Raw genomic sequence first — 13,698 nt, 5'->3', positions numbered from 1 at the left:
GGCGCTAGCGAGGTGTCGCGAGTACGTCCCGGAGTACGTTCTCGAGCGTGACGCGGGCCAGCTCGTGTTTCAGGGTTTCCTCGATGCCCTCGTAGATGCCCTGCATGGCCGGCTGGATGCCGTGACCCACCACGCATTCCTGGTCCGGGGTGGTGCGGTGCATCGCGAACAGCGGGCCGGGTTCCACTGCCTCGTACACGTCGAGCAGGGTCATCGACTCCAGCTCCCGCGCCAGCGACCAGCCCGCGCCCACGCCCCGCCGGGACTCCACGAGCCCGGCCCTGCGCAGCTCGCCGAGCAGCCGTCTGATCACGACGGGGTTGGTGTTCGCGCTGGTCGCGATCTGCTCGGAGGTGGCGACCTCATGGCCCTGGCGCTGGTAGAGGCCGATCCAGGCCAGCGCGTGGGCGGCGATGGTCAACCTGCTGTTGGCACTCATGTACCCCTCCTCTCGGCCGCAACGCTTTATGTTACGACGGCGGCAGTCGTAACAGTGAAGGTTGCGACAGTCTGTCGTAACCATTAGCGTTGCGACTGCGGGGAAGAGTCAATCAACGAGGTGAGAAGAATGAGCAAGCCACTCACGGGCAAGGTCGCCCTGGTCACCGGGGGATCGCGCGGACTGGGAGCCGCGACCGTACGACTGCTGGCCGAACAGGGCGCCGACGTGGCCTTCACTTACGTCAGCTCCGAGAAGCAGGCGCAGGCCGTCGTCGACGACGTGCACGGCAAGGGAGCCAAGGCCGTCGCCTTCCAGTCCGACCAGGCGGACACGAGCCGGGCGCCGGTGCTGATCGACGACGTGGTCGCGCACTTCGGCGGCCTGGACATCCTCGTCAACAACGCGGCGATCCCCGCGGCCGGCACGGTGGACGACCCGGACGCCGACACCGCCGCACTGGACCGGATGCACGCCACCAACTACCTCGGCGTGATCGCCATCATCCGGGCCGCCTCCCGAGTGCTGCGCGAGGGCGGCCGCATCATCACGGTGAGTTCCGGACTGGGCTCCCGGGTCGGCGCCCCCGGCCTTGCCGACTACGCGGCGACCAAGTCCGGGATCGAGAGGTACACCCTGGGCGCCGCACGCGACCTCGGGCCCCGGAACATCACGGCCAACGTCGTGGAGGCCGGACTGATGGAGGGCGGCATGGAGCCGCCGGACCCCGAGACCCTCAAGGTCCTGCTCAGCTCGCTGTCCCTGCAGCGCATGGGGCACCCCGACGAAATCGCCGCGGCGATCGCCTTCCTGGCGAGCCCCGCCGCGTCATACGTCACGGGCGCGGTACTGGACGCCCACGGCGGCTACAACGCCTGAACCCGAACCAACCCCTGCCGCGCGCCCCGAAGGCCATCGCGCCTTCGGGGCGCGCGCACGCCACGTCGGACGCGGGGAGGTCGCGGACGCCCGCGTGGAGTGTCTGCCCGGGCTCGGCGTACAAGACCGTCTGGGCCGAGGTCTGTCTTCCGCTGTGAGTTCGCACCGGCGGTCGGCCGTCCGTCCCGTGCGGCGGCCGACCGCGTCATCCTGAGGGTTTGCTTGCCCCGTCAGCCGATCGGCGCGTACAGCACACCCAGCTTGTCGATCTCGGTCCCCGCGCGGCCCGTGAAGCCGACGATCTGCCAGCCGGACGGGGCCGTGAAGGTCTTCGCGGCGGACGTCGGCGTGCCGGAGGTCAGGGTGCGGCCCTTGTCCGTGGTGAAGGCGGCGGAGAAGATCCTTGTGCGGCCGTCCTTCTGACCCTGTGTCAGCTTGACGGACGTGAGGTGCTCGCCGGAGGCGAGGGTCAGGGACGTCGCCGTGCCGCCCGTGCCGCCGTGGCTGAGCGTCGTACCGCCGTCGTGGGTCAGGGAGACCGCGTCGAGGCGGGAGGCGCCGCGCAGCGTGAGCGTGCGGGGGGAGACGGTTCCCGGCAGGTCGTCCGCGTCGTTGAAGGCCGTGCCGTGCGGGCCGCCCCAGAAGTCGCTCGCCTTGAGGGAGGAGTTGACGGTGTACGAGAAGTCGACCGTGTGCGGGAAGTGGTCGGAGAGGTGCTTGCCGTCGGAGCGGAGGAACGACTTCCAGTCGTTGTTGTAGCGGGTGGCGTTCAGGGAGACGAGGTCGCTGCCGCGGTAGAGGACCTTGTCGACGACCTCGCAGTCGTTGGCCGGGGCGGCGGAGTCGCAGAGCAGGGCGTCGCTGCCCTGCGCGGGCGGGGTGCCGCCCTTGACCAGGTCGACCCACGGGTCCTTGAGACCGTTCTCGGAGATGAGCGTGCGGATGTTGTCGCCGGCGCGCGTGTACCGCGTGTTCGTGTCGCCCATGACGATCACCGCGTTGCCGGCGGAGTTCGCCTGGATGAAGTCCGACATCTGCTCGATGTTGGCACGGCGGGCGGCGAGCGCGGCGTCGTCGGAGTCCGCGTTGGTGTGCACGTTGTAGAGGTCCACGAAGACGCCCTCGGCGAGGCGGACGCGGGCCAGCGAGAAGCCCTTCGGGGTGAGGCAGTTCGTGCCGGTGCAGTTGTTCCACTTCACCCGCTGGAAGTCCTCGAAGGAGTAGTCGGAGAGGGTGTTCATACCGTCGCCGAAGGCCGCGCCGCCGCTCGTCGGCGTGCGGTGCGGGTGGGTGTCGTTGGCGTACAGGGAGGCGTGGTAGTTGAAGTCCTCCTGGACGTTCACGATGTCGTACGGCCCGAGCCGCTGACCGATCAGCGGGGTGTTGGTCTCCGGGTCGCTGTCGCCGAGGCCGAGAGGGAGGCCCGCGATGTTGTACGTGAGGACGTTGAAGGAGCCGGTGGCGGCCGCCGCGGGGGTCGAGCCGGTGGTGGCGAGGCCGGTGACGGCGAGTGCCGCGGCCGTGAGGGTGCCGAGCAGTCTTCTCATGTGGGGGTGTCTCCGGTCGGGGGAGTCGGAAGGAGCGGAAGAAGATGAACGAGGCTCAGGTTCAGCGCCAACCAGTGTGACGGTAAAGGTCAGTTGGGAGAACAGTGAGGGACGGGTTTACCCGCCGTGTCCAGGGAACCCGGCGATCACTCCCCGGCCGTTCAATGTTCATCTTTCGCCTCGATTCTCCTCACGCGGCGCATTCGCGCTGTGAGAAGGCAGCCGCAGAAGGCAGCGGCATCCAGGAGGCGCTTCATGGGACACGGGCATCACCACATACACGGTCACGGCCACGCGCACGATCACAGCCACGATCACGAGTCGGCTCCGGCGCTGCCCGCCGCCTTCGATGCCTCCGTCCCCGACGAGGCCCTGACCCCCGAGCAGCAGTCGCGCCGCACGATGCTGCGCCGTACCGGCCTGCTCGGCGCGGGCCTGGCGGCCGGCAGCGTGCTGGCCACAACGGCCGGTTCCACCGCGGCGGCCGCCGCTCCCGCCGCGCCCCTCGGCAGCAGCCCCAAGAACGGTTTCCTCTGGCTGGCCGGCGACCACCACATCCACACCCAGTACAGCAACGACGGCAAGTACCGCGTCGTCGACCAGGTGCGCCAGGGCGCCAAGCACGGCATGGACTGGCTGGTCATCACCGACCACGGCAATGTCACCCACGCCAAGATCGGTGTGGAGAAGGTCAACCCGGACATCCGCGACGCGCGTGACGCCTACGAGGACACCCTCGTCTTCCAGGGCCTGGAGTGGAACATCCCGGGCGCCGAGCACGGAACCGTCTTCGTGCACCCGGGCAAGAACGAGGTCTCGGTACTGAAGCAGTTCGAAACCGACTACGACGGCTCGGTCAAGGGCGCCTCCGACTCCACCCCGGCCAACGAGGCCCTCGCCATCGCCGGCCTCAACTTCCTTGCCCAGCAGGTCCAGCGGCGCAAGGTCAAGGACGCGCTGATGCTCGCCAACCACCCGGCGCGGCGCGGTGTCGACTCCCCGCACGAGATCCGCGGCTGGCGTGACGCCACCGGCAGGGGCCACCAGGTGGCCGTCGGCTTCGAGGGCGCCCCCGGCCACCAGGCCGGCGGTATCGCCAAGCCGCTCGGAATGGGCCGGGCCCGCGGCATCTACGACAACAACCCCAGCGCCAACTCCTTCGCCGGCTACCCGCTGGAGAGCTACCGCACCTGGGGCGGCTTCGACTGGATGACCGCCACCGTCGGCGGCCTGTGGGACAGCCTCCTCGCCGAGGGCAAGCCCTGGTGGATCACCGCCAACTCCGACTCCCACAACGTCTACACGGACACCGCCAAGCGCGGCGGCCCGGACAGCGACTACCTCGCCAACGGCAAGCACACCGACCCCGTCTACCGGGGCACGATCGACCTCACCGAAGGCGACTACTGGCCCGGCCAGTACAGCCGTACCCACGTCGGCTCCGCCGGCTTCAACTACGCCGCCGTCATGGACGGCATCCGCGCGGGCCGCATCTGGGTCGACCACGGACAGCTCATCAGCGGCCTCGACGTCCGTGTCTCCGGCGGCTACCGCTGGGCCACGCTGGGCGGCGCCCTGCATGTCCGCAAGGGCACGCGGGTGACCATGACGGCGGACATTGCGCTGGCCGGCGGCCCCAACTGGGCCGGTTTCCTGCCGAAGCTGGCGCGCGTCGACGTCATCCAGGGCGAGGTCACGGGCGCGGCCGCGGACAAGGACACGTTCACCGCGCCGACGGCGAAGGTCGTGAAGTCGTACGAGGTGAACAAGTCGACGGGCACGGTCAGGCTCACGTACGACCTCGGGCGGGTCGACCGTCCGCTGTACGTCCGCCTGCGCGGCACCGACGGCAACCGGTCCGCGGTCGGCGCGATGGGTGCGGCCGTCGACCCGGCGGGCCCGGCCATCGACGTCGTCGGCGACGCCGACCCGTGGGCCGACCTGTGGTTCTACGCCAACCCCGTGTGGGTCCTGCCCTCGTGACGCCGCACGTCCTCACCGTCGACGCGGGCATCAAGGACCTGCGCGCGGCGGACCACCTGTTGCACGCGCTGGCCGCCGAACTCGCCCTTCCCGAGGGCGCGTTCGGCTGCACGCACCTGGTGCGCGGCGACCGGCCGCGCGTCGCCCTGTCCCTCACCCTGCCCTCGCAGCCGCTCCTTCGCACCGCCCAGGAGCGGCTCACCGGCCAGGGATACGAGGTGACGGGCGGCGCGCCCGACGCGGCCGGCCGCGCGGTGGTCTACCCGGGAGTCTCGTCACTCACCGGCACCCTGACGATCGCGGAGCTGCTCACGCGCTCCGCGATCGACCGGGTGACCGTACTGGGAGCGACGGACCAACCGTCCCCCGACGCCCGCCTGATGACACAGAATCACGTACGCCCGCAGTGGAACGACGGCCAACTGGTCCTCACAGCCATGCCCGCGGCCGGCGGCGTCCTGGTCCCCTTCGAGGTACCGAACCCGACGCCGTGCTGCGCGGACCACTGAACGCAGGCAGCAGGAGGCCTGGGTTGGCGACTGCCGACGGCACAACCAGCCCGGTGACGTTCGACCCGCCGTTGGTGCGGCTTCTGTCAGACCGCTGTGGGAGGCTCCGTCGATGGATTCTTCGAACGTGATTGAGACCCTGTGGGACCGGATCCAGGCTCGGGACTGGGCGGGCGTCGCCGAGTTGCTCGCGGAGGATGTCGTAGTCGAGTGGCCGATCAGCCTCGAGCGCATCATCGGCCGGGAAAACTTCGTCGCGGTGAACCGTGAATATCCGGAGGGCTGGTCGATCCGGGTGCTCAAGGTGGTGGCCGAGGGCGAGGAAGTCGTCTCCGAAGTCGAAGTGCCACACGACAGTCTTGGCGTCTTCCGCGCAGCATCGTTCTGGACTGTCCGTGACGGGCAGATCGTCCGTGGAACGGAGTACTGGACGAGCCTGGGAGCGGACCCTCGGCCTGAATGGCGGGCCGCCTTCGTCGAATCGATGTAGTGGCGGGCCTCTCTGAGCTTGTCTCTTAACCTCTGTCCGCTTGGGTCTGCCGTCGTCTCTCCGGTAGGGCGCGGTTTCTGATCACGCGGAAGGGGAGAGCTGTTCGCGTACCCATTCGGGATCGGGGTTGGGGCTTGCAGATCATTAACACGTTGTCTTGATCATGCTGCTGGAGTCGCTGCTCAGGGCTCGAACTCGAGCCTGGAGGGCTGTGAGCGCTGAGGGCGGAGTGGCCGCCGGCGGGATGACGATGCTGTGCGCCTTCAGCAGCGTCCTGATCTTCAGCAGGGTGCGGTGCATGGCGGTCCGACTGCTGTCGAACAGCACGGCGAGGGGTTCCGCGGCCAGGGCGACCCGCAGGTGAAGGACGGCTGCCAGGACCTGGTCGGGGAAGGCGAGCCGGGGTGGGCGGCCGCGCTTGACGTCGCCGTGGAGGGCCAAAGTGTTGGTGAGGTCGCTCAGTTGCTGCCGGGACATGCCGGTCAGGGCGGGGTCAGACAGGAGAGCGTGATCCCACTCCGGGGCCGGCTTCTGCGGAGCCCGGGGTGCTGGGATGGCTGGGCAGGGCTGGGGGTGCAGGGCATAGTTCCAGTCGCCATGGAAGGCGTGTCGGGTCAGTGGCAGGGACGCCATCTGCGCGTCGCCGATCTGGACTCCGGTGGGGTAGACGTTGGTGTCCAGCTCGGCCATGACACGCAGTCCGGTGCGGGTGGTGGTCGCGGCGATGGACTGGACAATGACTTCATGGCTGGTCAGCGGGCGGCCGCGCCAGTTCATGGTGATGTGCGAGAAGAGCCGGTGCTCGATCTTGTTCCACTTCGATGTGCCCGGCGGCAGGTGGCACACGGTGATCGTCAGTCCTGTCTCGGCCGCGAGCCGGGCGAGTTCGAGCTTCCAGGCCCGGGTGCGGTAGCCGTTCGAGCCGCCCGCGTCGGCGGTGATGAGCAGTCGCGTCGCCTGTGGGTAGGCGGTCTGACCCTGGCCGCACCACCAGCGGCGGATCGATTCCACCGCGAATGCGGCGGTGTCGTGATCGGTGCCCACATTGACCCAGCCGGTGTTCGCCACGAGGTCGTAGATCCCGTACGGGACGGCCTTGCCCAGCTGGGGGTCGGCGAAGTCATGGACGTTCACCGGCGCCGGATCAGCCGCAGGCCGCCACTGGCGGCCGTTGTTCTTGAACTCGCCGACGAGCTCCTTCTTCTTGGTGTCCACGCTGATCACCGGCTGGCCAGCGTCCCGGTGATCACGGGCCTGCTCGTTGAGATAGCGGAACTGGGCATCTCGGTCGGGATGTTGGCTTCCCTCGATGGTCTTGGCGTTGGCTTGCAGACTGAAGCCTTCCTCCCGCAGCAGGTCCGCGACGGTGTCCGCACTGACTTTGTGTCCGGTCCGGGCGAGCTCCCGCGCCAGCGTGCGGGTCGACTTCACCGTCCACCGCAGCGGCGACATCGGATCGCCTCGCTCGTCCGGTTCGACAAGTGCCAGGAGAGCCGGCCGCAGCCCCGGATCGAGATCTGCGACCCTCTTGCGGCCTCCGCCCGGCCGCCGCACCCGCCCCAGAGGCCCCTCGCCGGCCTCCAACTCGGACACGCCCTTGCGGACCGTGGTCTCACTCACCGACGCCGCCCGCGCGACGGCCCGAACACCACCGTGTCCCAGAACACGGGCCTCTGCGGCCATCAGCAGCCGTCGTTGCCGCTCATCCAGGTGAGGAAACAACACCCCCAACTTCATAGTGAGTTGGGCACAGATTTCGTCCGGGATGCGCATACCACATCAACGAGCCATGGGACGGGAAGCAACACCTTGATGATCTGCAATCCCTTGGTGTGTGGCTGGCCCGCCACGACGACGGTCGGCACGGTCTCGTTGCCGTCGTTGGCTGCCCTCACCGTTGCGGCTCCTGCCGGGTCGCGCCAGATGTTGACCCAGTGCAACTGGCGGGCGCTGCGGCCCAGCCGGATGCGCAGTCGTATGCAGTACTTGCAGCCCGGACGCCAGAAGACGACCGGCCGTCCATCGCCCGCGCTGCGGCGTTGTGCCTCCCATGCGCCGATCGACCTCGGGAAGATCAGGAGCGAGTTGGCGCCGGCGAGCGCGAGGAACGCCAGCAGGAGTGCTGCGGCTGTGACGGGGCTCCCCTTGGAGATCAGCCCAGCCGCGACGGCTGAGCCGCAGAGCACAAGCAGTATCGGCAGGATCCAAGCGCGCATCATGGTGACGCACGCTATCGCCCGCGCGATGGCCCGGGACCGCATCCACCCCCGCCTGACCACCCGCTCCGCGTGGATCGACCACACCGGCGAACTCCCAGTCAATGAAGGAACGTTGATCCGCATCCAGGCCGACCATCTGCCCCGCGAGGACATCGGCGTGCGCTGGCAGGCGTTCCTGCGCCGCTTCGACCTGGAACACACTTCCGACTGATAAAGCAGACCCCTGGGGTGGACCCGGCCTCGCGGGTGAAGCCGCGGCCGATCTCCGCCGCCCTTGGGAGAGGCCAGCCGAGCCGGCACGGCTCACCCCGGCCCGTGTCGGCCGAGGGTTTCGCAACCCTCGACCCTCAACCCCCGGACGGGGAAGGCCAATTGGCTCCAATAATCGCCGCCTCGCGACCCGCTATGAGTTGGGAGAACGACCAGGCGACCCGAGAGCATCATCGAGTGCAACAGCCTCAGAGGTTAAGAGACAAGCTGAAAGCCTCTGTCTGAACCTTCCGTGGGGATCGTACGACGAGGTGGCGAGACGCTGTGACCCTGGATGAGCAGACGACGTCGGAGATGACGGGCCCTGGCCCGACGAGCGCTAATCGTCCTTCGCGGGAACCGTTGTTTCTCTAGTATGTCTACTATCAGTGAACGGGCGGATGCGGGGGGTGAAGCGTGGTGGATCCAATTTCGGTGGGACTGCTGGCGGCTTTAGCGGGTGGCGCCGGTGGTGAAGTCGGACGGCAGGCATGGGCAGGGCTGATCGCACTCGTTCATCGTCCATTTCAGCGCGGCCAGGGCACTGCGGCCGCCTCAGCGGTGAGTTCGGGGGAGGCTGAGCTGGCCAGACTGGACCATGCACCAGCGGATCCGGCGTGCGCTCACGCTCTGAGTACTGCGCTGGCAGCGCGGGCCGCCGTGGACGCGGATTTCCAGGCAAGTCTGCAGCGATGGCAGGAGCAGGCGAGACTGGTGAACACCGGTGATGGTGGGGTGCACAACCAGATCCTCGGTGGCGTCTTTCACGGAGGTGCTGTGCAGGGCCGAGACTTCTCCGGAGTCTCCATCGCCGCTCCGCCCCCAACTCCCCCCGCCTCGCCGTCAGCGGGGGACTGACGGTATGGCTGAGGCAGGGGTGGCCGGTGCTGATGGCGCTGGCCGGGACACGTCGAATCAGATCCACGATGGCGTGTACTACGGCTTGGTGATCCAGGGGCGGAACATCAGTCTGCAATTGCCTGCTCCGGTCACCTCGGCACTGTTCGGCCTGCCCCCGGCCTCGCGCACCTTCACCGGTCGCGACAGCCAGGTGGAAGAGCTGTTGCACGGGCTGGCTCCCGGTCTGCAGGGGCAGGAGGCGGCGCGCTTGGCGTTGGTGGCGGGCCTGGCCGGGGTCGGCAAGACCGAACTCGTCGTACAGACTGCCGTCCAGGCGTCGGAAAAGCCTGGTTGGTTTCCCGGAGGCGTGTTGTTCGTCGACATGTACGGCTACGACACCGAGCGCCGACTTTCCCCTGCGCAGGCCCTGCATGGTCTGCTTGGCGCGCTGGGCATACCTGTTGAGCACATTCCCCAGGAACTGCAGGACCGTTCGCGCCTCTATCGCAGCGTGCTGGCGGAATACGCCAGGCAGAAGCAGCGCCTCCTGGTCGTCATCGACAACGCCTCCGGCGCAGAGCAGGTCGAGCCTCTGCTGCCCGCCGACGGAACCACCGTGACCCTGCTCACCTCCCGCCACACCTTCGATGTGGGTGCCCGCCTCTACGACCTCGAAATCCTCGACGAGCATGCCTCCGTCGAACTGCTGCGCACGGCCCTCTCCCAGGCTCGCGGTGCCGCCGACACCCGGGTAACCGACGCCCCCGAGGACGCTTTGGCGATCGCCCGGCTGTGCGCGGGCCTCCCCCTGGCCCTGCGCATCGCGGCAGCCCTCCTTGCCGATACGCCCAGCCGCCCCCTCGCTTCTCTTAGCCAGGTCCTGTCCGACGTTCATCACCGGCTGGAGGAGTTGACGTACGAGAGCCGTGCTGTCCGGGCTGCCTTGGATCTGTCGTACGAGCAACTGAGCGAAGCCCAGGCCAGGATGTTCCGATTGGTCGCTCTCAATCCTGGCCCCGAGCTGTCCACCGCCGCAGCCGCTCACGTGACCGCCGTGCACCAGTTGCATGCCGAGCGACGCCTGCGGGAACTCGTCCGCGCCCACGTGGTCGAAGCCGGAGCTGTCTGGGGGCGCTGGCGCGTACACGACCTGGTGCGAGTGTTCGCCGGCGAAAGGGCAGCCGAAGAGCCCACGACCGCAAGCGATGTCAAGCAGCTTCTCCAGTACTACCTGGAGCGCGCTTCAAGCGCCGACGGTTACGTACTCAACCTAATGGAACCGACGCCCGAGGGCTTCACCGATCGACCCCAGGCGCTCGCATGGCTGGACGCAGAACGAGACAACCTGCTCGCCGCAGCGACTCTTGCCGACACGATGATGCACACCGACATTGCCCGGGACCTGCCGATGGCCTTGGAGAACTACCTCGGCACACACGGCCACCCGCAAGAGTGGCGTGCCAGCGCCGAACTCGCCATCCGGGCCGCGCAGACTCTGCGCGATCAGCACGGCGAGGCCCGCGCTCGTGTGTCACTCAGCGACGCACTGCGTGAGCTGAAGGCCCACGATGAAGCCATCGCCGAGGCACACAGGGCCGCGGAGATTTTCCATGCCTTGGGCGACCAACCCGGCGAGGGCGGGGCGCTGCGCGCCCTCGCATCAGCCCTGAGCGCCGCCGGGCAACATGAGGAATGTCTACGAATGTCCGAACAGGCAGTCCCCCTGCTCAGGCAAGGATCCAACCGGCACATCGCCGCGGTAGGACTCATGGATTACGGCTCTCACCTCACCGACGTCGAAAGATACGACGAGGCAATCGATGCCTTGATGGAAAGCCTTGCGACGCTGTCCCAGACCAGCAAGACCGTCAAGGCTCACGCCCTGCTGAACCTCGCCTTTGCACTGGAAGGGGCCGGTCGGCGGGCCGAAGCCATCAGCTCATTTCAGGAGAGCATTGCCTGCGCTCTTGAAACGGGCAGCGGCACCTGGGAAACCGACATTGCAGCGAGAGCATCGGCCAGCTTGGGAGAACTCCTTTCCGTGGATGAACAGCTCGACCAGGCAAGCCGCTACTTCCGGCAGAGTGCCGCCCTCTTCACCAAGACAGGCAACGACAGCCTCGCGGCCGAAGCGCTCAAGGAGCTCGGGCTCACCCTGATCGACCTGGAACAGCGCCGCGAGGAGGTCAGCGGCTCTGGGTTCACCGCGACCACCGACGAGGGGCACTATCAGCAGGCCGCAGACGCGCTCGCCGAAGCAATCGCGCTTACCCGCCGCGCAGCCGACTCCACAACCGAGGAAGTCAGGCAAGAACTGGCCAATCTATTGATCACCCTCAGCGGTCCGCTCGTCCGCCTGGATCGCCGTGATGGCGCTCTGAACGCGATCCGAGAAGCTCTGGTCATTCTGCGTCACCTGGCTGACGAGGACCCACAGGTTCACCAGCCGCCGCTTGCCGGGGCGTTGGATATGCTCGCCTGGGCACTGGCACAGGACGATGCCCAGCTACCCGAAGCGTTGGAAGCGGCCGCAGAGGCAGTCGATATTGCTACTGGCCTGGCCCAGAAAAGCCCCCAGGAGCATGCCGAACTCCTCCAAGACACCGTGGAACGCAAAGCCGCTCTGCTCGGAGAGCTCGCCAAAATATCCGTGTATAAGATCAGCCACGCCACGATGTCGCATGCGAAAGAGGGGCTCAGCCCGATGATGCTTGAGCGGGAGACTGGGCTGATGCCGTCACAGATCGCCGCAGGGACGGCGTGGCTGGACGCGTATCACCGCTCACAGCGGTCTCAGTAGGTGTTTTCTTCTTGACCCTTTGAAGGACGTTACTGAGGAAGGTCGGACTCAACGGGCAGCACCGCCCGGTCTCGCCCGAGTTGGTAGCCCGACTGCCGCGTCCAAGTCAGCGGTGGCCAGCCCTTCTTCGCGGACTGGTCCAACTCAAGGCCTGCGGGTCTGGCCTCGGGCAACACGAACCGGAGGGTGTCCACGTGGCGCCTGGCAGCGTCGCCCCGTTTCACCAGGGCCCGGTGAACGGTGTAGGTGGCTGATGCCGGGCGGCGTGCCTTCCCGCATTGCCCCCGGCCTTCTCAAGGACGCAGAGGACGGACTGGATGCCTCACGACGGACGCCTCGGCCCCGTCCCCCGGCCCGTCCTCGCCGACCAGTGGGCCGAACTGGTGGGCGCCTGAACGGCCGTAGCGGTGCGTCGTAAGGTTGCCGGAGTCTCAGGGGGAGGGCGGCTTGACGTACGACGCGCGGCGTCAGGGCGAACACGACAGCCATAAGCCGGAGTTGGAAGATGTCGGTGGTCGTCCGTTGAGGCGCAGCCGGGACTTCGGGGTTTTCTGGGTGGCGCAGACTCTTTCCGTCCTCGGTGATTCCTTCGCGCTGATCGCGCTGCCGTTGCTGATCCTCCAGGCCACCGGTTCGCTCGCCGCGATGGGGCTGCTGACGGCGGTGGGTGGGGCGGCCGCGGTTGTGGCGGCGGTGTTTGCCGGGGCCGTGGTGGACCGTGTCGACCGGCGGAAGCTGCTGATCGGCTGTGATCTCGTACGGATGGTGCTGTACGGGGTGATCCCGGTGGTGTGGCTCTTCGGGCCGCAGATCTGGCTGCTGTATGTGGTGCTGCCCCTGTGCGAGGCGGTCGGGATGCTGTTCGCCGTCGGCTATGTCACCGTCGTGCGGAGCCTGGTCGGCACCGAGCAACTCACGGAGGCCAACGGCCGGTTGAACGCGACCGCCGCCGCGGCCGGGGTTCTGGGACCGCTGTGCGCGGGCCTCGTCGCCGCCTGGTCCGGGCCCGCCACCGCCGTCGGCGTGGACGCGGCCAGCTTCGGGGTGTCGGCGGCCTGTCTGGTCGTCGTACGGTTCCGGGGGCGCCCGGGTGACGACGACCGGCCGAAGCAGCGCACCAGCCTGTGGAACGACCTGCGCGCCGGGATCGCCTTCCTCTACGGCCATCCCGTGCTGCGGTCGCTGACCGTCCTGCTGTGCCTCTTCAGCTTCTTCACCCTCGGCCTGAACGACCTGGTCATCTACCACCTCAAGCACGATCTCGGCCACGACGACGGCACGGTCGGCACCGTGATGGCCGGCGGCGCTCTCGGTACCATCGCCGGTTCCCTGCTCGTGGCCCGGATCCGCCGCCGGCTCGGCTTCGGGCCGACCTGGACGGGCGCGGTCGCGGTGTGCGGACTCGCCTTCGCCGGGCTGGGCCGGGCGCAGGACGTCCCCGTCGTGGCCGCCCTCGCCGCGGCCTTCCTCGCGTGCGTCGCCGTCGCGGGCACCTGCTCGATGTCCCTGCGCCAGGAAGTGACCCCCGAGCCCCTGCTGGGCCGGGTCACCTCGGCCTTCTGGACCCTCCAGTACTCGGCGGCCCCGCTCGGCGCCGCCGTCCTCACCTGGGCCGCGGAGCACCAGGGCACGGCACCCGTCGCGCTCGTCGCGGGCGGCTGCTGCGTACTGATCGCGGCCGCCGCCCTGTTCACGCCGATTCGGCGGTCACGCGCCACGGCCGGTTGATCCGCGGCCGGCGGC

At 68.2% G+C, this 13,698-nt stretch carries 10 protein-coding genes and 2 pseudogenes; 7 read left to right on the top strand and 5 right to left on the bottom strand.

The genetic code is table 11. From position 1 onward, the window contains the following. Positions 1-4 precede the first annotated feature (4 nt). On the bottom strand, positions 5-439 hold the full coding sequence (locus tag OG828_RS12180) for an Rrf2 family transcriptional regulator (protein ID WP_328354187.1): 435 nt from the start codon (positions 437-439) through the stop codon (positions 5-7). Between the two features lie 129 nt (positions 440-568). Here OG828_RS12180 and OG828_RS12175 point away from each other — a divergent pair, with 129 nt between their 5' ends. Then, positions 569-1,318 carry an SDR family NAD(P)-dependent oxidoreductase gene (locus tag OG828_RS12175; protein WP_328501129.1) on the top strand — a complete coding sequence of 250 codons (750 nt, stop codon included), beginning with the start codon at positions 569-571 and terminating at the stop codon, positions 1,316-1,318. A 230-nt stretch (positions 1,319-1,548) separates the two neighbouring features. Here OG828_RS12175 and OG828_RS12170 read toward each other — a convergent pair whose 3' ends face one another. Beyond that, a complete protein-coding gene (locus OG828_RS12170) occupies positions 1,549-2,865 on the bottom strand; it encodes a jacalin-like lectin (protein WP_328354181.1) in 1,317 nt (438 codons plus the stop codon). Between the two features lie 255 nt (positions 2,866-3,120). Between OG828_RS12170 and OG828_RS12165 the strand changes: the two genes are divergently transcribed. From OG828_RS12165 to OG828_RS12155, 3 genes are all read left to right on the top strand, one after another. Further along, positions 3,121-4,848, top strand: a complete 1,728-nt coding sequence (locus tag OG828_RS12165; protein ID WP_328501128.1) for a PHP domain-containing protein — start codon at positions 3,121-3,123, stop codon at positions 4,846-4,848. Further along, positions 4,830-5,357, top strand: coding sequence for a hypothetical protein (locus OG828_RS12160; RefSeq protein ID WP_328501127.1), 528 nt, complete (start codon positions 4,830-4,832; stop codon positions 5,355-5,357). The genes OG828_RS12165 and OG828_RS12160 overlap by 19 nt, the downstream gene beginning before the upstream one ends. A 112-nt stretch (positions 5,358-5,469) precedes the next feature. Beyond that, the gene (locus OG828_RS12155; RefSeq protein WP_328501126.1) at positions 5,470-5,847 is read left to right on the top strand and encodes a nuclear transport factor 2 family protein; all 378 of its coding nucleotides are present in this window, start codon (positions 5,470-5,472) and stop codon (positions 5,845-5,847) included. Between the two features lie 144 nt (positions 5,848-5,991). On the opposite strand, the gene OG828_RS12150 is transcribed toward OG828_RS12155, so the two are convergent. Both OG828_RS12150 and OG828_RS12145 read right to left on the bottom strand, forming a co-directional pair. Continuing rightward, positions 5,992-7,620 carry an ISAzo13 family transposase gene (locus OG828_RS12150; protein ID WP_328501125.1) on the bottom strand — a complete coding sequence of 543 codons (1,629 nt, stop codon included), beginning with the start codon at positions 7,618-7,620 and terminating at the stop codon, positions 5,992-5,994. Beyond that, complete coding sequence (locus OG828_RS12145) at positions 7,581-8,066, bottom strand: glutaredoxin domain-containing protein (RefSeq protein WP_328501124.1); 486 nt, start codon at positions 8,064-8,066, stop codon at positions 7,581-7,583. Before OG828_RS12145 ends, OG828_RS12150 begins: the two co-directional genes overlap by 40 nt. Here OG828_RS12145 and OG828_RS12140 point away from each other — a divergent pair. Then, a pseudogene (locus OG828_RS12140) lies at positions 8,017-8,535 on the top strand (NF041680 family putative transposase); the annotation flags it as partial. The gene OG828_RS12145 and the pseudogene OG828_RS12140 overlap by 50 nt on opposite strands. Positions 8,536-9,177: 642 nt before the next feature. After that, positions 9,178-11,955 carry a tetratricopeptide repeat protein gene (locus tag OG828_RS12135; RefSeq protein ID WP_328501123.1) on the top strand — a complete coding sequence of 926 codons (2,778 nt, stop codon included), beginning with the start codon at positions 9,178-9,180 and terminating at the stop codon, positions 11,953-11,955. A 56-nt stretch (positions 11,956-12,011) separates the two neighbouring features. Here OG828_RS12135 and OG828_RS12130 read toward each other — a convergent pair. Then, positions 12,012-12,182, bottom strand: a pseudogene (locus OG828_RS12130) (RacP protein); the annotation flags it as partial. 271 nt (positions 12,183-12,453) lie between these two features. Here OG828_RS12130 and OG828_RS12125 point away from each other — a divergent pair. Continuing rightward, positions 12,454-13,683 carry an MFS transporter gene (locus OG828_RS12125; RefSeq protein ID WP_328504857.1) on the top strand — a complete coding sequence of 410 codons (1,230 nt, stop codon included), beginning with the start codon at positions 12,454-12,456 and terminating at the stop codon, positions 13,681-13,683. Positions 13,684-13,698: the final 15 nt, after the last annotated feature.

This window comes from Streptomyces sp. NBC_00457 (assembly GCF_036014015.1).
Classification (GTDB): Bacteria; Actinomycetota; Actinomycetes; order Streptomycetales; family Streptomycetaceae; genus Streptomyces.
The sequence above is the reverse complement of the archived record's forward strand: the minus strand, read 5'-3'. Positions and strand labels throughout refer to the sequence as shown.